Here is a 25553-nt window from a genome sequence, read left to right on the forward strand (position 1 = left end):
ATGAGATGAAAGACATGCAGTTATATGATTTAACAAATGCGCAGAAGCGTATATGGTATACCGAATTACTCTACCCAGATACGTCAGTGTCACAGCTTTCCGGTACAGCTAAGATGAAGGGTCATATAAATATCGCTGCCTTCATGCAGTCCATTAATTTGATTATCAAACAGTATGATGCGTTCCGCATTCGTATTACCTCAGTGGATGGAGTGCCTCAACAGTATGTCGTTCCTTATGAAGAGAGACAGTTGGAGTACCTGGATCTTACCCACTATGAAAGTATCTCTGAGGTGGAGGCCTTACTTGAGCAACACAAAAGAAAACCCTTGCCACTGCTGGATTCTGAACTCTTCCGGTTTTTAATTGTGAAGATTAGCGAGGACGAGTATTGGATTAACACTAAGATGCACCATATTATTTCTGACGGGATTTCAATGGTGGTCTATGGCAATCAGCTAACAGCGTTTTACATGGATTTAATTCAAGGAAATGAACCGAAGCTGAACGACGATTGCTCTTATATTCAATATATTGCAGAAGAGAACGCATATGAGCTTTCTGACAGATACCAAAAGGATAAGGCATACTGGCTGGATAAATTTTCGAATTTGCCTGAACTTACGGGTTGGAAGTCATATAATCCGTTATCTCTGAGTACCCACGCCGTTCGGGAGCATTTTACCGTGCCAGAGGTGCTATATCACGAGCTACAGGCATTTTGCCAACAGAACAGGATTTCTCTGTTCCAATTCTTCATGGGTGCGATGTATATCTACATACACAAAGTGACGAATCAGCCGGATGTGGTAATTGGTACTTCGTTCGCTAACCGGGGAAACAAAAAAGAGAAGCAAAAGATAGGTATGTTCGTCAGCACGGCTGCAGCCAGAACATACGTCGAAAAGGATATGGATGTGTTGAGCTTCCTGCAGGATGTAGCCAGGGATCAGATGTCGGTCCTGCGGCATCAGAAGTATCCATATAATCAGTTAATTCAGGATCTTAGAGAAATGCATGGTAACAAGGATATTCAGCGGCTTTTTGGCGTTTCCATGGAATACCGCCTTATCAATTGGGTTGATTTGGATGACGTGTGCATTTTGATGGATTATGATTTCTGCAACGACGAAGTGAACGATTTCGTGCTTCATATCGTGGAGCTCCTGGATGAAGGCGAGCTGGTACTGGATGTCGATTATCGGACGAAGCTGTTTGAACGCAGTGAAGTAAAGAACATGGTTTCCCAGTTGCTTACGATCGCCGAGCAGATCATTCATGCACCGCAGCTTTCCATCGCAGAGGTAAAGTTATTGGGTGAAGCAGAAGAGCAATCTATTTTGGCTCTTTCGGAAGGCGTTGCAGCCGATTATCCGCGTGAGAAGACAATCCATGGCTTATTCGAAGAACAAGCTGAGCGCACGCCAGATCACGTAGCCGTTCAGATGGGCGAGCAGAGCATTACATACCTAGCTCTAAATGAGCAGGCTAACCAGCTTGCGAGATATTTGCGCACCGAAGGCGTTGGTGCAGATGTACTCGTGGGGATTATGGCTGATCGTTCCCTGGAGATGGTCGTCGGCATGCTGGCGGTTTTGAAGGCGGGAGGAGCCTATGTGCCCATTGATCCCGATTATCCCGAAGAACGTATTCGTTACATGCTAGGGGATTCAGGAGTCCGTCTGTTGCTCAATCAAAGCCATCTATGGGAGTGCACCACATTTGATGGAAAGCTTGTGAGTCTGGACGAAGCTGCATCGTATAGAGGAGACACTTCGAATCTGGAGAGCATTTCGGGGGCGAGCAATCTGGCCTATGTTATCTATACGTCGGGTACAACTGGCAAACCAAAGGGAACGCTGATCGAGCATAAAAATGTAGTTCGACTGCTCTTTAACGATAAAAATGTATTTGATTTCAGCGCTCAGGATACGTGGACGCTATTCCATTCGTTCTGCTTCGATTTCTCCGTTTGGGAGATGTATGGAGCCCTTCTCTACGGAGGGAAATTGGTGATTGTCCCGGCTCTTACAGCCAAGAGTCCAGCAGCTTTCCTGGAGTTGTTGAAAGACAACCAAGTCACCATTTTGAACCAGACGCCGACGTATTTTTATCAGGTGCTACAGGAGGAATTGGCGCACTCTTCGACAGAGCTTAGCCTTAGAAAAATCATTTTTGGTGGAGAGGCCTTAAGCCCGTCTCTTCTGAGAAACTGGCGGGTCAAGTATCCTGATGTGCAACTGATTAATATGTACGGAATTACGGAAACAACGGTCCATGTCACCTACAAGGAAATCACGGAACATGAGATTGAAGCGGGGAAAAGCAATATTGGTAGAACGATTCCGACACTTAGCGCTTACATTTTTGATGAGCACAAACGCCTGCAGCCTGTCGGGGTTCCGGGCGAGCTATACATCGCGGGCGACGGTCTAGCCCGAGGGTATTTGAATCGTCCAGAGTTGACGGCTGAAAAATTCGTAGAGCATCCGTTTCGGACGGGAGAGCGCATGTACCGTACTGGAGACCTGGCTCGCTGGTTGCCTGATGGTAATATCGAATATTTGGGCCGGATCGACCATCAGGTCAAAATTCGCGGCTACCGAATTGAGCTTGGCGAGGTGGAAGCCCAAATTCTCAAGGATCCAAACGTACGGGAAACGATTGTCCTCGCACGGGACGATGAACAGGGCCAAACATTGCTTTGCGCCTACTATGCAGCCTCCAGCGACCTTTCGCCGGGGGAATTGAGGTCTCAGCTGGCGGCAGAACTACCAGCTTACATGGTCCCCTCTTATTTTGTCCGGCTAGAGCAAATGCCGCTTACGCCAAATGGCAAGCTGGATCGTCGCGCGCTGCCAGCTCCTGAAGGCAGTGTACAATCCAGCGAGGCTTATTTGGCTCCGAGAACTGCTGCGGAAGCGCAGATGGTGCTCATCTGGCAGGATATCCTGGGAGTTGCCCGCGTCGGTGTCAGAGATAATTTCTTTGAAATTGGTGGTCACTCTTTGCGGGCAACATTGCTCGTTTCGCGGATTCACAAAGAGTTGGGATGTAGCATTTCGCTGCGCGAAGTATTTCAATCGCCTACGGTCGAGTCTTTGGCGCAACTAGTCAAAAAACACATTCCGATAGTGTACGAATCTATCCCACAGGCGGAGGAAAGCGAAGCTTATCCGGTGTCCTCAGCGCAGAAGCGGTTATATGTGTTGAGACAAATGGACGGGGGAGAGCTCAGCTACAATATGCCTGGGGCATTCACAGTGGATGGGCCGCTGGATCGGGTACGGCTGGAGTCTGCGTTCCAGGTACTGATCCAGCGTCACGAATCGCTGAGAACGGGCTTCTATATGAAGGATGGAGAGCTTGTTCAGCGCGTGCATAAGGAAGTGCCGTTTGCGTTGGACTGCACAGAAGCTTCGGTAGAGGAGACGGCTGATCTCATACGCAGCTTTATCCGTGCCTTTGAACTCAGCCAGGCCCCATTACTGCGTGTTGGCTTGGTGAAGCTGCAAGAGGAACGTCATCTGTTGCTGTTTGATATGCATCACATTATTTCAGATGGAATTTCCATCCAAATATTGGTGGGGGAACTCACTCAATTGTATCAAGAGGAACAGCTACCAGAGCTGCACATCCAGTACAAGGATTATGCCGTGTGGCAACGAGGGCAGTCAGAGAGCCAATGGCAAGAGCATGAAGCGCATTGGCTGCAGGCTTTTGAAGGAGAGCTTCCGGTACTTGATTTGCCTACGGATTTTCAAAGACCTTCTGTTCGGAGCTTCGAGGGTAGCCGAATTGATTTTACATTGGATGAGTCCGGTAATAAGGCAATACAAGAGCTTGCATCCCGTACAGGTACTACGCTGTATATGGTGTTGCTGGCGGCTTATTCGGTGTTGCTGCACAAATATACAGGGCAGGAGGACATCATCGTAGGTTCTCCAGTGGCCGGAAGACCACATGCTGAGCTTGAGGGTATCATTGGAATGTTTGTCAATACACTTGCCTTGCGTAGCTACCCTGCGGGAGATAAGACATTTCAAGATTATCTTCTGGAAGTCAAGGAAACGGCGCTCAAGGCGTTCGAGCATCAGGATTATCCTTTCGAAAAACTGGTCGAGAAGCTGGACGTAGGACGTGATGTCAGCCGCAATCCACTCTTTGACACCCTATTGGTATTGCAAAATACGGAGCAGGAATCACAGGAAATGGGTGAGTTGCGCTTTACTCCTTACCTGCTGGAGACAGTCACAGCAAAATTTGACCTGTCACTTAATGTGGAGGAACAGGGAGCAGAACTAGCTTTTGGTTTGGAGTATAGTACGACTTTATATCAGCGAGAGAGTGTAGAGCGACTTGCTATGCATTTGCTCCGGGTTCTGCATGCGGTCGCTGCCAATCCCCAGTTGAAACTGGCGGAGATTGAGATGATCACACCGGAGGAGAAGGTGCAGATCATTGAAGAATTCAACGCGACATCGACTCCTTATCCAAGTGAGAAGACTATTCATGAGCTGTTCGCCGAGCAAGTAAAGCGTACACCGGGGCAGACGGCGCTTGTATTCGGCAACGTCCAGCTAACCTACCTCGAATTGGAAGAGAAGGCGGGGCGACTGGCCCAAACATTGCGTCGCTTGGGAACGTTGAGGGAGCAGCCTGTGGCCGTGATGGGCGAACGAAGTATCGAGATGGTCATTGGTATGCTCGCGATACTACAGGCGGGTGGAGCCTATGTGCCTATTGATCCCGAATACCCGGAAGACCGGGTTCGTTATATGCTCAATGATTCCGGCGCCAAGCTACTACTGGTGCAAAAGAGTGAGTTTGTAAGTGTTGACTACGGTTTACCGATTGTCGACCTCAGCAGTGAAGAGGCTTATGCAGCCGAACCTGCCCAGCCGGAGGAGACTGTCCATGGATCGCAGGGACTCGCTTATGTCATCTATACATCGGGTACGACGGGTAGACCGAAGGGTGTTATGGTTGAACACCGGAACGTGGTCCGTCTGGTCAAAGACACTAACTATGTGGAGTTGAATGAATCCACACGAATTTTGCAGACAGGAGCTGTGGCCTTCGATGCTTCTACTTTCGAGATATGGGGGGCGTTGCTTAACGGCGGACAGCTCTATTTCGTAGAGAACGACGACATCCTGATTGCTGATAGACTCAAAGCTGCCATCGCCAAGTACAGGATTACGACGTTGTGGCTCACTTCACCGCTTTTTAATCAGCTTTCACTGCAAGATGAGTACCTGTTTAGTGGGCTAAAAACATTGTTGGTCGGCGGTGACGTACTGTCCATATCTCATATGAACCGTGTGATCGAGGCCAATCCTGATCTTGTCCCTATCAATGGCTATGGTCCGACAGAGAATACTACATTCTCCACCACTTACAAGATTCCGGGTCGTTTTGAAGGGGTGGTGCCGATTGGCCGCCCGATTAGTAACTCGACCGCTTATGTGGTCAATGGATCGCTTCAATTACAACCCATTGGGGCTTGGGGCGAACTGATTGTCGGCGGTGAAGGTGTGGCGCGCGGATATCTCAATCGTCCCGATCTCACGGCAGAGAAATTTGTCTCTAGTCCCGTGAAGGACGGAGAACCCTGCTACCGTACTGGCGATCGGGTACGCTGGCTTCCAGATGGAAATCTGGAATTTAAAGGAAGGATTGATGAACAGGTCAAAATACGTGGCTACCGCATTGAGCTCCCCGAAATCGAGGCTCAGTTGGCCAAGGTGGAGACGGTCATCGACGCCGTAGTGGTTGTTCGCGCGGATGAGCTTGGAGAGAAGCAGCTTTGCGCTTATTATGTGGCGGATTCTATGCTCACGGCAGGAGAAGTGCGTCTTGCCCTATCACAGGTACTTCCGGGCTACATGATTCCCTCCTATTTTGTGCAGCTGGATCGTATGCCATTAACCTCTAACGGAAAAGTGGACCGCAGGTCTCTGCCAGCTCCTCAAGTGGGCGCGCATACGGGACGGAAGTATACGGCTCCCCGTACACCGGCGGAAGAAGCCTTGGCGTCTGTTTGGCAAGGGGTATTGGGTGCAGAACAGGTGGGTATCCATGACAATTTCTTTGAACTGGGAGGAGACTCCATTAAGGCCATTCAGGTTTCGTCACGGCTACTACAGGCTGGTTATCGCTTAGAGATGAAGGAGCTGTTCAAATCCCCAACCATTGCGGAGCTAGGCGCGGAAATACAAACCGCTGTGCGCATGGCCGAACAGGGAGCTGTGCGTGGAGCGACTTGCTTGACTCCAGTCCAACAGTGGTTCTTTGGACGGAAGCAGACAGAGCCCCATCACTTCAATCAAGCGGTCATGCTGTACCGTGAACAGGGATTTGAGGAAAAGGCATTGCACCGTGTGCTGACAAAACTCGCCCAGCATCATGATGCCCTTCGCTTGGTGTTTCGTCAGACGGAACATGGTTACGAGGCTTGGAATCGCGGTCTTGAAGAAGGAGAGCTTTATAGCTTGCTTACCGCTGATTTACGGAATGAATCCAATCCGGTCGCAGCCATTACAACGCTGTCGGACGACATTCAGCGCAGCATAAATCTGGCAGAAGGTCCTCTGCTGAAGCTAGGGCTTTTCCATTGTCAGGATGGAGACCATCTCCTGATCGTGATCCACCATTTGGTGGTGGACGGGGTATCCTGGCGGATTTTGTTTGAAGATATCGCAGCGGGCTATGAACAGGTCACTCAAGGACAAGTGCTGACATTCCCGCAGAAGACGGATTCCTTCCGTAACTGGGGTGATGCCCTTTCTCGTTATTCGGAAAGCCCGGCAATCGAAATTCATCGGGCGTATTGGAGCGACCTGGAAGGCCAGCAACTTGAACAGTTGCCGAAGGATGAAGCTGTGGAAAACCTTCTTTTGCGGGATAGCGAAGTGGTAACAGCACAATGGACTGTAGAAGAAACCGATCAACTGTTGAGAAAAGCCCATCGTGCTTACCAAACGGAGACGAATGATCTGCTATTGACCGCTCTGGGCATGGCGGTATCCAAGTGGTCTGGCATCGGAAAGATTGCTGTGAATCTGGAAGGACACGGTCGTGAACCGATTATACCGAATATCGACATCACCCGTACCGTCGGCTGGTTTACAAGTCAATATCCGGTGATTTTAGACTTGGGGGATGACCCGGAAGTGGCATCCTTGATCAAGTCTGTGAAAGAAGGGCTGCGCCGAATTCCGAACAAAGGTATCGGATACGGGTTACTCAAAACGATGGCGAGTCAGGTGGACGCAGACAGCTTCAGTTTGCAGCCTGAGATTTCTTTTAACTATCTGGGGCAATTTGATCAGGATTTGCAAGGAAGCTCGTTGCAGATTTCGCCTTATTCGACCGGAAATGCCCAAAGTTTGTCGGAGGAACTAGCCTATACGCTAGATATCAATGGCATGGTGACGGACGGAGCCCTTTCTCTGACGATCACTTATAACGGAAAACAGTATAAGTCATCTACGATGGAGCAACTCACTGGATATATTGAAGAAAGCTTGCGGGAGCTTCTCCATCATTGTGTAACCCAGGAAAGAACCGCTTTGACACCAAGTGACGTGCTTGCGAAGGGTCTGAGTATTTCCGATCTGGAAGAGCTTTCTAGGCAAACCAGCCACATAGGCGATATTGAGAATGTATACAGTCTGACGCCGATGCAGAAGGGCATGCTGTTCCATGATATGTTTGAGCCGCATACTGGTGCTTATTTTGAGCAGGCTGCCTTTGACTTTAAGGGTAGCTTTGATCCGACCGCCTTCGGACACAGTCTGGATGCAGTGGTGGAGCGTCATGCCATCCTGCGCACGAACTTTTACAGCGGATGGGGCAGCGAGCCTTTGCAGGTTGTATTTCGGCATAGAGGCGCTAAATTGGTGTACGAAGACCTGCGGGAGATGAATGCATCGCAGCGCGAAGCTTACCTGAAGACATTTGGTGCTAAGGACAAAGCACAGGGCTTCAACCTGGCTGAAGACGAGCTTCTCCGTGTATCGATTTTACAAACAGATGAAGAGAACTTCCGTCTCTTGTGGAGCTTCCACCACATCGTCATGGATGGATGGTGTGTTCCGTTAATTACGCAGGAGGTATTTGAACACTATTTTGCCCTCCTGGAAGGAAGAGAGCCGCAGCTGGCAGAGGTTCAGCCGTACAGTCGATATATCGAATGGCTGGAAAAGCAGGATGAAGCAGCTGCGGCCAACTATTGGAGCCGCTATCTGGCCGGTTACGAGCAGCAGACGCTTTTACCTCAAGTCGGGGGAGCAAGTAAGGGAGAAGGATATGTAGCAGAAAAGCTGAATTATCCCCTCAGCAGGGAATTGACTGAGCGCCTTGAAAAGGTGGCCAGAGACGCTCATGTCACGGTAAATATATTGCTGCAGTCTATCTGGGGCATTGCGCTTCAACGCTATAACGGTAGCCGGGATGTCGTATACGGAAGTGTAGTATCCGGCAGACCGGCAGAAATTCCAGGCATTGATCGAATGATCGGTTTGTTCATCAATACGATTCCAGTACGTGTGAAGACGGAGGAAAATCTCCCCTTCTCAGTTCTGATGAAGCAGCAGCAGGAACAATTTATGACTTCTCATATGTACGACACCTACCCGCTGTTTGAGATTCAGGCTCAGACCGATCAGAAACAGGATTTAATCTCACATATTATGGTGTTTGAGAACTATCCTGTGGAGGAGGAGGTAGAGCGTCTGGGTGGTGGCGAGGCTGACTTTGAGATTGAGGACGCTGAGCTTCTGGAGCAAACGAATTACGATTTTAATTTAATTATCCTCCCTGGCGAAGAGATGAGGTTACTGTTCCAATACAATGCACTTGTTTATGATCAAGTGACGATTGAGCAAATCAAGGGACATCTGGTTCACCTCATGGAACAAATTGTAGAGAACCCTGCCATTTCCGTGGATGCTCTGGAATTGGTCACGCCGCAGGAGAGAGAGCAGATTCTGAAGGTATGGGGAAACACGAAAGTCAGTTACGAGCACTGTAGCACGTTCCATGGGCTGTTGGAGGAACAGGTGGGACGAACGCCAGACACGACGGCCATTCTATTCGAGGATGAGATGCTGACCTATGCCGAGCTCAATGCAAAAGCCAACGGACTGGCAAGAAAGCTGCGTACTCAGGGAATCAAGACGGGAGATCTGGTGGGACTGATTGCTGAACGGTCACCTGAGATGATCGTTGGAATCTACGGCATTATGAAAGCTGGGGGGGCTTATGTCCCAATCGATCCAGAGTATCCGAAAGAACGAATAAGTTACATGCTTGAAGATTCCGGGGCGAAGCTGATCCTTACACAGGCCCGTCTCTTGGAGCATCTCGGATGGACGGAAAATGTTTTGCTGCTGGATGAACCATCGACCTATGATGATGACACCTCGAATTTGGAGGATACTGCTGGCCCGGATGATCTGGCTTACGTGATCTACACTTCAGGTACGACGGGTCAGCCTAAGGGCGTATTAGTCGAGCATCGGGGACTGCAAAATCTTTCGGACGTATACGAGACACTCTTCGAAGTTACACCGCAGGACCGAATCGTTCAGTTTGCAAGTTTGTCATTTGATGCATCGGTTTCGGAAATTTTAACGGCACTAAGCCAAGGTGCTGCTCTGTGCATCCCTTCTACACAAGATATTTTGGATTATGCCTTGTTTGAGCAGTTCATAAACGACAAGGGAATTACGATAGCGACTTTGCCACCCGCTTACGCTATCCATCTTGATCCGGAGCGTCTGCCAACACTGCGGTGCCTGCTAACCGCCGGATCGGCCGCATCGGTCGAGTTGATCGAAAAGTGGAGGAAGCATGTACAATACTTCAATGGCTATGGCCCAACGGAGGACTCCGTATGCACCACAACCTGGTCCGTTCCGGACAGTGAGGAAGCAACGGATGTTGTATCTATTGGACGACCTATTGCTAACCATAGTGTGTACATCTTGGATGACCATTTCAGATTGTTGCCTGTCGGCGTATCTGGAGAGCTATGCATTTCGAGTATCGGGTTAGCACGGGGGTATCATAACCGGCCTGAGTTAATGGATGAGAAGTTCGTGGATAATCCGTTTGCTCCAGGAGAGCGTATGTATCGGACGGGTGACCTGGTTCGCTGGTTACCGAATGGAACCATCGAGTACTTAGGTCGAATAGATCACCAAGTCAAAATTCGCGGCTACCGTATCGAGCTGGGCGAGGTAGAAGCACAAATGCTCAGAGTGCCGTCCGTTCATGAAGTCGTAGCCATGGCTGTAGAAGGCGATGAAGGCTACAAAGATCTAGTCGCTTATTTCGTAGCGGCTCAGAAACTTGAGGTATCCGAGCTTCGGGCTGTTCTGTCGGAGATGTTACCTGGATGTATGATCCCTTCCCGCTTCATACAACTGGAGGACATGCCTCTGACGTCGAACGGAAAAATCGATCGAAAAGCGCTGCAGGGCGAGCGTGGATGGGCAACTGCTTCATCTGAGGCTCCAAATACACCTGTAGAAATTCAATTGGCCGAAATTTGGCAAGAAGTGTTGGGTGTAGAGAGTGCGGGAGTGAAGGATAATTTCTTTGACTTTGGAGGTCACTCCCTACGTGCAGCCCTGCTAGTCTCACGAATTCGCAAGGAAATGAACCGCGAGATTAGTCTGAGAGAAGTGTTCCAGTCACCAACAATTGAAGGGTTAGCTCATGCAATTGAGAGCTATATACCGCTGGATTTTGAAGAAATCCCTACAGCGGGACTGCGTGAGCACTACCCATTGTCCTCGGCCCAAAAACGACTGTTTATTCTAAGTCAGCTGGAAGGTGGAGAGCTGAGCTACAATATGCCGGGTATCCTTACGGTTGAGGGAGCCTTGGATCGGGAACGGCTGGAGCAGGCATTCCGTCGTCTGATTCATCGCCATGCTTCGCTGCGTACCCGTTTTGTGACTGTGAACGGTGAACCCGTACAGCAGATCCTGCCTGATGTATCGTTTACTGTGGAATATGCGGAGTTGAGCGAGAAGGAGGCAGAAGCTTCCCTTCAGCAATTTGTCCGTTCATTTGATCTTGGCGAGGCTCCATTGCTGCGGGTCGGCCTCATCCGGATTGCGCATGAGCGCCATTTACTGTTGTTTGATATGCATCATATTGTCTCAGATGGTGTTTCTATGAATATTCTCATAGAAGAGTTTCTCCGCTTTTATCAAGAGGAGGACGTATTACCTGCGCTACAGATCCAGTACACAGACTATGCCGTATGGCAGCAAGAGCAACTTGGAAGCGAACGTCTCAAAGCCCAGGAAGCTTACTGGCTGGATGCATTCCGCGGAAGCTTGCCAGTGCTGGATTTGCCGGGAGATGAAGTTCGTCCTGCGGTGCGAAGCTTTGCGGGCGATCGAATCGACTTCCAGATTGATTCTTCTCTGAGTGCTTCACTCCAGAAGCTGGCTACCCGAACGGGTTCCACTCTGTTCATGGTGCTGCTAGCAGCCTATACAGCGCTCTTGCACAAGTACACAGGTCAGGAAGATGTCATTGTCGGTTCACCTGTGGCAGGAAGATCCCATGCGACACTCGAAGGTCTCATCGGTATGTTCGTCGGCACACTGGCGCTGCGTACTTATCCGGAAGGAGAGAAGCCTTTCGAGGCTTATTTGCAGGAAGTGAAGGAAACAGCGCTGCGGGCCTATGAAAACCAGGATTACCCGTTCGAGGAGCTGGTAGAAAATCTGGAGCTTCAGCGTGACCTGAGCCGTAACCCGCTATTTGATACCATGTTTGTCCTGCAAAATATCGAGCAGGGGGAACAAGAAATAGAGGGATTGCGTTTCACTCCTTACGATAATGTACATCCGGCTGCCAAGTTCGACCTCACGCTGACGGTGAGTGAAGCGGATAGGGCATTGAACTGTACGCTTGAGTACGCGACTGCGATCTACAAGCGAGAGACTGCTGAACGAATGGCAGGTCACTTTGTACAGCTTATTCGGGAAGCCATCTCCAATCCGGCACTGCCGTTGTCTTCCCTTGATATCGTGACACCGCAGGAAAAATTAAAGCTGATGCAGGAGCCGGCCGAAGCTAGAGCAGATTATCCTCGTGACAAGACGATTCATGTGCTGTTCGAGGAACAGGCTGCCCGTACTCCGAATGCAGTGGCAGTCGTATGTGAAGAGGCAACCCTGTCCTACAGCGAGCTGAACGAGCGGGCAAATGGACTTGCCAGAACGCTCCGGGATCGTGGCCTGCAACCAGACAGTTTGGCTGGAATCATGGCGGATCGTTCCCTTGAAATGGTAGTCGGGATTTTGGCCATTTTGAAGGCGGGCGGGGCTTATGTCCCTGTGGACCCTGAATATCCGGAGGACCGAATTCGCTTTATGCTTGAGGATTCGGGGGCCAAACTATTGCTGACACAAGCGCATCTGGAGAAACATGTCTTCTTTTCCGGGGACATCGTAAATCTGGACGAGACAGCTTCTTACAAGGAAGATGTCTCCAACCTGAAGCCTGCAGCCGGACCGGGGCATCTTGCCTACGTCATCTACACATCGGGTACGACAGGCAAGCCAAAGGGAACGCTGATCGAACACAAAAATGTAGTTCGCTTGCTCTTTAATGATAAAAATAGGTTTGACTTTGGTCCTCAGGATACATGGACACTGTTCCATTCGTTCTGCTTTGACTTCTCCGTATGGGAAATGTACGGGGCATTGCTGAACGGAGGACGTTTGGTTATCGTTCCATCGCTTACGGCGAAGAGTCCGGATCGTTTCTTGCAGTTGCTTAAAGACCAGAAGGTCACCGTTTTGAACCAAACGCCGACATACTTCTATCAGTTACTACAGGAAGAGCTTGGTCATCACGCAGTAGAGCTGAGCCTCCGCATGATTATTTTCGGTGGAGAGTCGTTAAGCCCGGCCTTGCTCAAGGACTGGAGAACGAAGTACCCGCAAGTGCAGCTCATCAACATGTACGGCATTACCGAAACGACCGTACATGTAACATACAAGGAAATTACAGAGTTGGAAATTGAACAGGGCCGCAGCAATATCGGCACCACGATTCCGACGCTACGTGCGTACATTCTGGATGAACAGCGCCGTCCACAGCCGATTGGCATTCCGGGTGAACTCTACGTGGCGGGTGTAGGCCTGGCGCGCGGCTACCTGAACCGACCGGAATTGACGGAAGAGAAGTTTGTCGCTCATCCGTTTGCAGTGGGCGAGCGTATGTACCGCTCAGGTGACCTGGCACGTTGGCTGCTGGATGGCAGCATGGAGTATATGGGACGGATTGACCATCAGGTTAAAATCCGGGGTTATCGTATCGAGCTGGGCGAAGTGGAAGCGAAGCTGCTCCATGCTCCGTCTGTAAGGGAGGCCGTTGTGCTCGCCCGGGAGGATGGAAGTGGACAAAAGGTGCTTGTCGCCTATTTCACTGCCGATCAGATGCTGACGGTGGGCGAATTGAGAAAAGCCTTGGCTGCTGAACTGCCAGCTTATATGATTCCGTCTTACTTCATGCAATTGGAACAGATGCCATTGACGCCAAATGGCAAGCTGGATCGCAAGGCGCTTCCGGCTCCAGAGGCCAATGTGCAGACTGGAGCGGTTTATGAACCGCCAAGGACGACGGCTGAGGAAGCTCTGGCGTCCGTATGGCAAGGTGTATTGGGAGCGCAGCAGGTCGGAATTCATGATCATTTCTTCGATCTGGGCGGTGACTCCATCAAGGCGATCCAAGTGTCCTCCAGATTATTCCAGGTCGGATATAAGTTAGAGATGAAGGATCTCTTCAAATATCCGACAATTGCCGAGCTAAGCCCGCATCTTCAGGCAGCCGGACGCATAGCAGAACAGGGCGAAATCAAAGGTGCAGCGGAGTTAATGCCAATTCAGCGTTGGTTCTTTGAACGCCATACAGCGGAGCCGCATCATTACAATCATGCCGTCATGCTCTATCGGAAAGACGGCTTTGATGAGGCTGCACTCCGGTTGACCATGACCCAAATCGCCACCCACCATGACGCGCTGCGTATGGTCTTCCGGCCTACAGAAGCTGGATATGTAGCCTGGAATCGGGGAACTGACGAAGGCGAGCTCTACACATTGAACATCGCCGATGTGCGGCAGGCAGAAGACCAGGCAGCTGCCGTTCAAGCCAAAGCAGATGACATTCAGGCAAGCTTCCACTTGGAAGGCGGCCCACTGTTCAAGCTATGTTTGTTCCATTGTGAAGATGGCGATCATTTGTTAATTGTCATCCATCATCTCTTAGTTGACGGCGTATCCTGGCGCATCCTGTTTGAGGACATCGCAGCGGGATACGAGCAGGCGTTGAATGGACAAGGAATCGTTCTTCCTCAAAAGACCGATTCGTATCTTTTATGGTCTGAGCAAGCGGCGAAGTATGCAGCAGGTCCTGCCCTGCACAAAGAGCATGCATACTGGAAGCAGATCGAGGGGACGATTTTGGCTCCACTGCCGAAGGATGAGGATCAGGAGCCGGGCACCATTCGGGATACCGAGTCGGTTACAGTAACGTGGTCTGCTGAAGAAACAGACCTGCTGCTGCGACAAGCAAACCGGGCTTATCATACGGAGACGAATGATTTGCTCTTGACTGCTCTCGGGGCAGCCATTCAGCGTTGGACAGGCATGGAGCAAATGTTGGTCAATCTTGAAGGGCATGGACGGGAAATGATCATACCAGAACTGGATATTACCCGTACCGTGGGCTGGTTCACAACCCAGTACCCGGTTCTGCTGAACCTTCAAGACGGACAGGAAGTATCTGCACGAATCAAGCGTATCAAGGAGAATTTGCGCGAGGTTCCACAGAAAGGAATCGGCTACGGTCTTCTGAAGTATATGGCACCGAAAAAAAGTGTCGGGTTCGGAGTAGCCCCGGAGATTTCCTTCAACTATCTTGGACAGTTTGATCAGGATTTGGAGGGTAATGCCCTTAGCCTATCCACACATTCAGTCGGTAAGGCGCTCAGCGACCACACACCACAGCAGTATGCTCTGGATGTGAATGGCATGATTGCCGAAGGCCAGCTATCCCTGACGATTACGTACAGCAGCAGGCAGTATCGCAAGGAGACGGTGAATCATTTTGCTGAATTATTACAGTCAAGCCTTAGCGAGGTCATCCAGCATTGTGTGGCTCAGGAGTGCTCACAGCTTACGCCAAGTGATGTTCTGTTCCAGGGATTAACACTGGAGCAGCTTGATCGACTTACGGCGCAGACGGCCCACCTTGGAGAGATTGAAGATGTGTACAAGCTGACGCCAATGCAGAAGGGGATGCTATTTCACAGCCTGCTAGAGCCAGACTCCTCTTCATACTTCGAGCAGGCTACATTCGAGCTGCGAGGCAGCTTCGATGTAGATACCTTCTTCGAGAGCTTCCAGGCTTTGGCGCAAAGACATGCCATACTCCGTACCGGCTTTTACAACAATATCGCTGATGTACCGCTGCAAGTTGTCTTTAAGCAACGGTCAATCCCTCTGCGCTACGTAGATCTGCGTTCCGCTACGTTGCAGGAGCAAGAAGCTCAGATCAAGGCTTACACTGCTGAGGATATGGCTAAAGGTTTCAGTTTGTCGGAGGACCCGCTGATGCGAGTAACCGTCCTGCAAACGGAGCAGAGTTCCCTGGTATTATGGAGCTTCCATCATATTGTTATGGATGGCTGGTGCATCCCGATCATTACCCAGGAGCTGTTCGATTATTATTCTGCCCTGCGCCAGCAAATGCAGCCTGTGCTGCCGCCAGCTCAGCCCTATAGTCGTTATATTGAGTGGCTTGATGCACAGGATGATGAAGAAGCTTCAACGTATTGGAGCCAATACCTCGAAGACTATGACGGGAATACCGTATTGCCGGAAGGCAAAACGAAATCTCAAGGTAAAGAAGAGGGCTATGTTCTGAATGAGCATGTTCTCCATCTGGGTGCATCCTTGACCCGTAAAATGGATGTTGTCGCGAAGCGAAATCACGTGACCGTCAACACACTCATGCAGACAGCCTGGGGACTGATTCTTCAACGTTACAATGCCAGCTCGGATGTGGTTTTCGGCGGTGTTGTATCAGGTAGACCGGCTGAGATTGCAGGTATCGAAAATATGGTGGGTCTGTTCATTAATACAGTACCTATCCGTGTGCAGTCCTCCAAAGACGAAGCCTTTGTCGAGATCATGAAACGCACACAGGCACAATCACTGGCAGGACGTGCTTACGATACCTACCCACTGTATGAGATTCAGGGGAAAACAACCCAAAAGCAGGACCTGATTTCTCATATTATGATCTTTGAAAATTATCCGCTCGACGAACAGGTGGAGCAATCGGGTAATCAAAATGAAGACAATCTCGAAGTCGCGAACTTCACCATGTTTGAACAAACGAACTATGACTTTAACCTGGTTGTGATTCCAGGCGAGGATATCAAGGTCTGCATTCGTTACAACGCTTTGGTCTATGAGCAAGAAAGTATTGCGCGGATCGGAGATCATTTGTTGCAAATGCTCGATCAGGTAGCTACTCGTCCGCAAGCGACGATACAGGAACTGGAGATTGTAACGCCTGAGGAACGCACGAAACTGCTTGACTGGGGCGGCAAGGCCCAAACCTATCCAAGTGATCAGGGTCTGCATACCTTGTTTGAAGAGCAGGTTGTCCGTACGCCGCATAAGATTGCGGCTGTAAACGGCGACATCCAGATCACGTATCGGGAGCTGAACGAGCAGGCGAACAGATTGGCCTCCACCTTGATCGCCCAGAGACTTCGGGGTGAACAAGTGGTGGGTCTGCTGGCGGATCGGTCTGTGGAGCTGCTTGTCGCCATCATGGGTGTGCTCAAAGCGGGCGGAGCCTATGTACCTATTGATCCTGAATATCCGCAGGAGCGGATTCAGTATATTCTGAAAGATTGTGGCGCTGAAATTCTGCTCACACAGAGCCACCTGACGCAGTTGGCTTCCTTTGAAGGGACTGTTCTGGAACTCGATTCCCCGCACATCTACGGAACCGCGACGGATAATCCCAATCTGCCTGTGAGAGGAAACGATCTGGTGTATTTAATCTATACATCGGGTACGACAGGAAATCCGAAGGGAACCATGATTAACCATAAAGGGATCGTGAACTACATCTGGTGGGCCAATGAGGTCTACTGTGCGGGGCAACCAACGGATTTCCCGCTTTACTCATCCATTTCGTTTGACCTGACGCTGACGTCGATTTTTACTCCATTAATTAACGGAGGATTAGTACGGATTTATGATGGTATTGATAAAGCGGAGGTTGTTCAGCATATTTTGCGCGAAAATGCAGTGGACATTCTCAAGCTGACGCCGACTCATCTCAGCCTTATTAAAGATATGACCATCCCGGCGGAAAGTCGCATTCAGCAGCTCATTGTGGGTGGAGAGAATTTGACCACACATTTGTCACAAACCATCACAGATCTCTTTGGCGGCAACATCAAAATCTACAATGAATACGGTCCAACCGAAACGGTCGTTGGCTGCATGATTCACCTTTACGATCCTGTGAAGGATACACGTGAATCCGTACCTATTGGATTGCCAGCAGACAATATATACATCCACATTCTGGATGATCAGCTTCGTCTCGTGCCACTGGGCGTGGAAGGTGAAATGTACATCGCCGGGGAAGGGGTAGCCCGTGGATACCTGAACCGTCCTGAGCTTACCGCAGAAAAATTCATTAGAGACCCGTTCGCCTCGGAAGGAAATATGTATCGAACCGGGGATTTGGCCCGTCGTCTTCCTAATGGAGACATTGAGTACATTGGACGTATTGACCATCAAGTTAAAATACGGGGCTACCGTATTGAGCTGGGTGAGATTGAGGCCAAGTTGCTGGATATTCTACTTATCGAGGAAGCTCTCGTTGTTGCGTGGACAGATGCCCATGGACAGAAATCGCTGTGTGCCTACTTCGTAGCTGATCGGGAAATGTCTGTCAGCGAGCTGCGGAACGAACTTTCTGGACTGCCTGCGTATATGATCCCGTCCTACTTCGTCCAACTGGACGTGATGCCTTTGACACCGAATGGCAAGCTGGACCGTAAGGCGCTGCCTGAACCAAGCTCGGGTGTGAAAGCGGGCGCAGCCTTTACTGCTCCGCGGACGGATGTGGAGAACATGTTGGCTTCGATCTGGCAGGGTGTGCTAGGTGTTCCGCTTGTCGGCATCCATGACAATTTCTTTGAGCTTGGAGGCGACTCGATCAAATCCATTCAAGTATCATCAAGGCTTCTCCACGTAGGCTATAAACTTGAGATGAAGGATCTGTTTGGCTATCCAACCATTGCTGAGCTGGTCCAGCGCGTTAGCGCAGTCAGCCGAGTTGCGGACCAAGGCGAGGTACACGGAGCGGTAAGACCGGGACCTGCCCAGCGCAGATTTTTCGACGAGCAGTCGACGGATCTGCATCACTTTAATCAGTCGGTCATGTTGTACAGACGGGAAGGCTTCAATACCGATGCGCTCGCCAAGGTTGTTCGGAAAATTGCAGAACATCATGATGCACTGCGACTGGTGTTCCGCCAAGGAGAGCGGGGATTTGAAGCCTGGAACCGCAGCTTAGGTGAGGGTGAGCTTTATAGCCTCCAGATCCACGATCTGCGGGATGAAACAGACCCGGCTTCGGCAATAGAAGCCGGTGCGGAAGCCATTCAGCGCAGCATCTCTCTGGGTGATGGGCCTCTCTTAAGACTTGGCCTGTTCCGCTGTGCGGACGGGGAACATCTGTTAATCGTGATTCATCATTTGGCCGTTGATGGCGTATCCTGGCGCATCCTCTTTGAGGACCTGCAGGAAGGCTACGAGCAGGCAGCACGCGGAGAAGCTGTCAAGCTTCCGCAGAAGACGGATTCGTACCGTGCATGGGCCCAGGGAATCACACAATATGCGAACAGTCCGGAGGCTGAACAAGAACGCAGCTATTGGGCAGAGGTAGAAGGAGATGGCTTTGTCCCTCTTCCAAAAGACAAGGTAGACGGCGATCTTCTCATCAAAGACAGCGAGACTGTTACGGTGAGATGGTCACCAGAAGAGACAGAGCAGTTCCTGAAAGAGGCGAACCGCACTTACAACACGGAAGTTAACGATCTGCTCCTGACGGCACTCGGCATGGCTGTTCACGAGTGGACGGGGATCGAACGTATAGGCATCCTTCTGGAAGGACATGGAAGGGAGCCTGTTGTACCTGAACTGGATATCACTCGTACTATAGGCTGGTTTACAAGTCAATACCCTGTCGCCCTTGAGATGGGAGAGGAACTGGAGATCGGCGCCAGAATCAAGCGCGTCAAGGAAGGTTTGCGTCGTATTCCTAACAAAGGTGTCGGATATGGTATTTTGAAATATTTGAGCGACGTATCCGATGTCTCCTCCTTCTCGGCTGAACCGGAGATTATCTTCAACTACCTGGGACAGTTCGACCAGGATCTTGCAGGGGGAATGATGGAGGTATCGCCTTACTCAATAGGATCTGAGGTCAGTGAGCAGATGGTACAGCATCAGGCATTGAACATAAATGGACTGATTGTCGAAGGACGACTTCAACTTTCGGTCAGCTATAACCGTCAGCAGTTCCACACGGAGTCGGTAGCGAAGTTTATCGGCATCCTGAAGGACCGTCTTAGCGAAGTCATTGGACATTGTGTACGCAAGGAAAGAACGGAACTTACACCAAGCGATGTACTCCTCAAAGATATCAGCCTGGAAAGAATCGAGGAGCTGGAAGAGCAGACACGGCATATCGGCAGCATTGAAAATATGTATAAACTGACACCGATGCAAAAGGGAATGTTGTTCCACAACTTGCTGGAGCCTCATTCGGAAGTCTACTTTGAGCAGGCCAAATTTGAAATTCACGGAGCATTCTATCCTGAGGATTTCAAACGCAGCTTAAAGCATCTGATGAAACGGCATGCCATATTGAGAACGAATTTCTATGCCGGATGGGGCGATTTCCCTATACAGATTGTGTTCAAAGAAAGAGCGTGCGACTTCGTATACGAGGACCTGCACGAGCTGGAATCCGGTGAAATTGAAGCACGTCTTGCAGCTTATACTGCTCAGGACAAAGCAAGAGGCTTTGATCTTGCCGAAGGAGCATTGCTGCGAGTGACCCTTCTACGGACGGCAAAAGAGGCTTACCATCTGCTGTGGAGCTCACATCACATCATTTTGGATGGCTGGTGTATGCCTCTTGTGCTTCAGGAAGTGTTTGAAACGTACGGGGTTCTGCGCGAGCAGAGGGAGCCTGAACTTCCTGCTGCTGTATCGTACAGCCAGTATATTCAATGGCTGGAGCAACAAGGTGAGGAAGAAGCATCCTCATACTGGAGAGGATATCTGGAAGGCTACGAGCAGCAGACGAAGCTGCCGCAGGCGATAACACAGCCATCGACAAAGGCAGAGGCCTACGTGTCGGAAAAGCTTGTTTTCACGTTGGATGCTGAACTGACCGAGCGGCTGGAACAAGTGGCCAAGCAGAACCAGGTAACGATGAACACGCTGATGCAAGCGGCTTGGGGAATCGTGTTGCAGCGCTACAATAGAAATCAGGATGTCGTCTTCGGAAGTGTGGTATCGGGAAGACCTGCCGAGATTCCGGGTATCGAAAGCATGATCGGTCTCTTCATTAATACGGTTCCGGTTCGGGTACAGGCCGAGGGAAGCGATACGTTCTCCCATGTGATGAAAAGACAGCAGGAATTATATTTGGCAGGACATGCTTACGATTCCTATCCGCTCTATGAGATTCAAGCACAGAGCGAACAGAAGCAAGATTTAATTTCCCATATTATGGTATTCGAGAATTACCCGGTAGAGGAGCATCTGGAAGAGAAAATTGCCAGTGAAGAGGCTGAATACAAAATTACGGATGTTCAGATGTTTGAACAGACCAATTATGATTTTAACCTCATTGTGCTGCCGGGCCGTAATCTGGAGTTCTTGTACCGTTACAATGCCCGTGTCTATGATCAGGAGAGTGTGGAACGGATTCAAGGGCACTTAATGAAAATTCTGGAAAATGTATCTGTTCATCCTGCCATCCGCATTGATGAGCTGGAGCTGATCACGCCGGAAGAGAAATCGCAGATTATAGAGGTGTGGTGCGATACAGCAGCTCCTTATCCGCGTGAGAAGACCCTTCACGGCATATTTGAGGAAAAAGCGGCGCTCACACCGGATCGTACAGCACTTATCTATGGCGAAACGAAGCTTACCTACGGAGAACTTCATCAGCAGGCGAACCGCCTCGCACGTACGTTGCGTGCCCAAGGGGTCAGACCGGACGAGCCAGTCGGCATCATGGTTGAACGTTCGCTTGAGATGATCATCGGCATCCATGCCATTCTAAAAGCGGGTGGGGCCTATGTACCGATTGATCCGGAATTCCCGGAAGATCGTATTCGCCACATGCTGGAGGATTCGGGTGCGAAGCTTCTGCTGACGAAAAATCATCTCAAAGATCGTTTTCCGTTTGCTGGCACGCTCCTGGCACTTGATGACCCGCAGGCGTATCATGCGGATGACTCGAATCTGGAGCCGCTCGCCGGGCCGGAGCATCTGGCGTATATCATTTACACGTCAGGTTCAACGGGCAAGCCGAAAGGCGTAATGATTGAGCATCGCTCTGCCGTCCATACGCTGAGCCAGTTGGAAGCTGAATATCCGATGTTGGCAGGCGACCGATTCCTGCTTAAAACGACATTCACCTTTGACTTCTCCGTGCCGGAGCTGTTCTGCTGGTTCTTTGGGCAGGGAACCCTCGTGATCCTGCCGCAGGGCGTGGACAAAGATCTGGTGGCACTGCTGGAGGCCGTGGATACGAGTCGTATCACGCATCTCAATCTGGTGCCGTCGATGCTCAGTGTTCTTGTTCAATATTTGAAAGAAAGCGGCAGCCAAGGATTCCTTACTTTGAAATACCTGTTTGCCTGCGGCGAGACGCTGCCTGCCAAACTTGTGGAAGAGTACTATAAAGTATCTCCATACGCAGTGCTGGAGAACATCTATGGTCCTACCGAAGCGGCCGTATATGCGACCCGATATACAACGAGCCTTGAGACTGCTGCTCTAACGCATGTGCCTATCGGTAAACCGTACGCTAACGTCCAAGTATGGATGATGGACAGTGCTGCTCAGGTATCACCTGTGGGTGTACCGGGAGAACTCTGCATTGCAGGCGAAGGGGTAGCGCGGGGGTACTTCAACCAGCCGGACCTGACGGCAGAGAAGTTCATTCCTCACCCGTACAAACCGGGAGCACGGATTTACCGGACGGGCGATTTGGCCCGATGGCTGCCAGACGGGAATATTGAGTATTTGGGGCGGATCGATCACCAGGTAAAAATCCGGGGTTACCGCATTGAACTGGGAGAAGTGGAAGCACAAATCCTTAAAGTGCCATCTGTGCAGGAAGCAGTCGTTCTTGCACTGGCTGATGCAACTGGAAGTACTCAGCTTTGCGCATACTTTGTGGGTGAGGAGGGGCTTGCAGCGGGTGTGTTACGCGAGGCACTGTCCAGCGAACTGCCGAGCTACATGATTCCGTCTGCTTTCGTACAGTTGGCACATATGCCGCTGAATCCGAATGGCAAATTGGATCGCAAAGCGTTGCCGGCACCAGAAGCACTCCTGCGGAGCACAGCGGAGTATATTCCGCCGCGTACGCAGACAGAAGTAGAACTGGCGCAGATTTGGTCCGAGGTACTCGGCGTGCAGGAAATCGGAGTCAAAGATCATTTCTTCGAACTTGGGGGCCATTCCCTGAAAGTATTGGGATTGATCCAGAAGATCTCGTCCGGCATGGGTGTCCAGCTCCCGTTGCAGCTCGTGTTCAATCTCCCGACTGTGGAAGAAATGGCACATGAAATTTCCAAGTTGCGAGCAAAAAATGCTCCTGACGAAGAAGAAATGGAAATTATCCACTTCCCAGGGAAAGGAACACTCAAAGTGTTTTGCTTCCCTCCTCGGGTCGGCTACTCTCTGGGGTACTATGAGATGGCTAAGGAGTTGGAAGAACATTGCAAGGTATACGGGCTGGAATTCATCGGCGATCGTTTCCAGGGTCAGGACATGCTGGATCGATACAGGGATGCCATCGTGGGTATTCAGGCTGAGGGACCATATGTCTTCCTAGGATACTCACTTGGAGGAAATCTAGCCTTCGAGGTGGCCCAAGCCATGGAAAGCCGAGGCCACCATGTCAGCGACATCATTATGGTGGATGCTATGAGAAAGATGTCCAAGGATGAATCGACGCCGGAGCAGCTTGAAGAGATCGTCGAGGCGGTACTGGACAGCATTGGGGATCAGTACAAAGCATTCTTGGCCGAACCATCTGACAGGGAGCGAGTCAAAGACAAAATGTTGATCTACTCCATCTACCGAAATGAGCTTATTAACGCGGGTGAAGTTCGAGCGAATATCCATGCCTTGATTGCAGAAGACGATAGCATCGGTCCGGTGACATCATCAGATAAACTGCTATGGCAACAGACGACGCTTGGTCAATACGAGGAGTACGGAGTCATCGGTACGCACGATGTGCTGCTTGATTCCGGTTATGTTGGCGAAAATGCTAAAGTACTAAGACAGATTCTTCGCAAGGTCGCAGAAGCATCACCTGAAAATAAGTCCATTTTGTCCTAAGATCAATCAACGAGAATAAGTGTTGGACAGCAAAGACGCTCGCGTTCCTTCTATATAAAGGAACCCGGGCGTCTTTTTGAGTTTTATGCAACCATCAACATATAAAGCCCCTAATCATCTGTGTTTGTTTTAGAAACGGTTGGTTGAGGGGGACTGATATTGGAGATGAGCTCACGGATTACCTGAATGACAAGCTCTGGTTGATTATGGATAATCATATGCTCGCTCTTCTTCGCAACAACAAATTTGCTGTTTGTAGAGATATTGAGCATCTCCCGCTGACCGATCTGCCAGCTTCGTTCGATCTGGTCATTTCCGTTTTTACTAATACCGAACTGAGTCAGATTTTGTTGGATGCCCCGGGCAATCACATGTACAGGGAGGTTTCCTAGATGCTGCCCACGTATGGCATCTTCGGTAGTGTTCGCCAGGTCACCCTCATCAGCAACTGATCGAAAGTATTTGGGAGAAGCGACAATACTCACAAAAGATTTTCTATCTTGATACTCGACACGACCCATTAGCATAAAATTGGGGAACAGACGGAAAGCCCCCGACTTTTTCAGGAGAATTGGTATTAGCGGGGACGGGTTGACCTTAGGTTGCTCCTTGGCATAGATTTCATTTGTCCGGCGAGCGTCATTCTCAGGCCTAGCATCCACCAGGACCAATCCAGCCACCTCGTCTCTGTACGTTTGTGCATACAGCCTTGAGTACATCCCCCCGAGGGAATGGCCTACAAGAATATAAGGAGCCTGGATATCTGCATTCTTTAAGGCGACATGAAGCTCCCGAACGATGTTTTCCCCGGTTCGTGGAGTAGCAGCTTCCTCGCTCCAGGCATAGCCTGCTCGGTCATAGGATATAACGGTGGCGAATGATGACAGCTTTTCGGGAATATCTCTCCAGGACAGGCTGCTTTCCCCTCTGCCCGATTTAAGCAGTATCGTCGGAGAGCCACTACCAAGTTTTTGAATATGAAGCCGATAGCCCTCGGCGTCGACCATTTTCCCCAGAGGAGGGTATTGCAATTTATCTTGTTTGGATGCAATCCACTCATACACGAATCCAGAGATAACGACAAGTAGTAAGCAAGAGATGACAAAAAACACAATTCTCGTCCATGTTCGCCTTCGTTGCTTCATTTGAAGATATACTCCTCTATAGCGTTATAATTAATCATCAGCTAATGTCATATGAAACAAAATTTCTTTTGTGTGGTTTGTGACTTGCTGAAGATTCATGTAAACCATCAAAATGGAGTTCTGTAATATCCGTCTATTCTCTATTAGAGGGTGGGTGATTATGGAGATGGTGTTCTCTTATCATGTTTACCCATCCTTTCTTTGTAGATTCATTAATTGAATTGTAATGAGTAATACGGGAGGTTATAAACAATTTAATAAAAAAGGTTGCATTTAAATATCTAGTATGATATATTCTAATTCCGGCCAAGAAATACAATATTGCGAGCGAGTGTTACAAAAAAAGATTTTAAAAAAAAGCTTGCAAAGTTGGTTCGGACATGATAAGATATAAGAGTTGGTAAGGCGATGAGCTGAGTCAACGAAAAAGAAATGTTTGATCTTTGAAAACTGAACAACGAGTGAGTGAACTGCGAAGGTTTCGGACATGCCGCAAGGCTGAACGGAGCTGGAGTAAAAAAGAGATATTTTATCTCGTCAGTTTCAAAATGAGCGAATCGCTCTTTCTATAAACCAGCTTTGGTTGGTCTTTAATGGAGAGTTTGATCCTGGCTCAGGACGAACGCTGGCGGCGTGCCTAATACATGCAAGTCGAGCGGGGTTGTTTTAGAAGCTT

Annotated in this window: 2 protein-coding genes and 1 rRNA gene; 2 read left to right on the plus strand and 1 reads right to left on the minus strand. The window is 49.9% G+C overall.

The genetic code is table 11. The annotated features are described in order from the left end of the window. Positions 1–5: 5 nt before the first annotated feature. Positions 6–23732 carry a non-ribosomal peptide synthase/polyketide synthase gene (locus ACWGOO_RS17835; protein WP_452485579.1) on the plus strand — a complete coding sequence of 7909 codons (23727 nt, stop codon included), beginning with the start codon at positions 6–8 and terminating at the stop codon, positions 23730–23732. Between the two features lie 110 nt (positions 23733–23842). Here ACWGOO_RS17835 and ACWGOO_RS17840 read toward each other — a convergent pair whose 3' ends face one another. Further along, positions 23843–24877, minus strand: coding sequence for an alpha/beta hydrolase (locus ACWGOO_RS17840; RefSeq protein ID WP_452485581.1), 1035 nt, complete (start codon positions 24875–24877; stop codon positions 23843–23845). Between the two features lie 590 nt (positions 24878–25467). Here ACWGOO_RS17840 and ACWGOO_RS17845 point away from each other — a divergent pair. Continuing rightward, positions 25468–25553, plus strand: a 16S ribosomal RNA gene (locus ACWGOO_RS17845); the annotation flags it as partial.

The organism is Paenibacillus sp. NPDC055715 (assembly GCF_053617595.1).

Bases quoted from the DNA above. Each gene is read 5' to 3' on its own strand.
- ACWGOO_RS17840 (WP_452485581.1), bottom strand. From the start codon at position 24,877: ATGAAGCAACGAAGGCGAACATGGACGAGAATTGTGTTTTTTGTCATC.
- ACWGOO_RS17835 (WP_452485579.1), top strand. From the start codon at position 6: ATGAAAGACATGCAGTTATATGATTTAACAAATGCGCAGAAGCGTATA.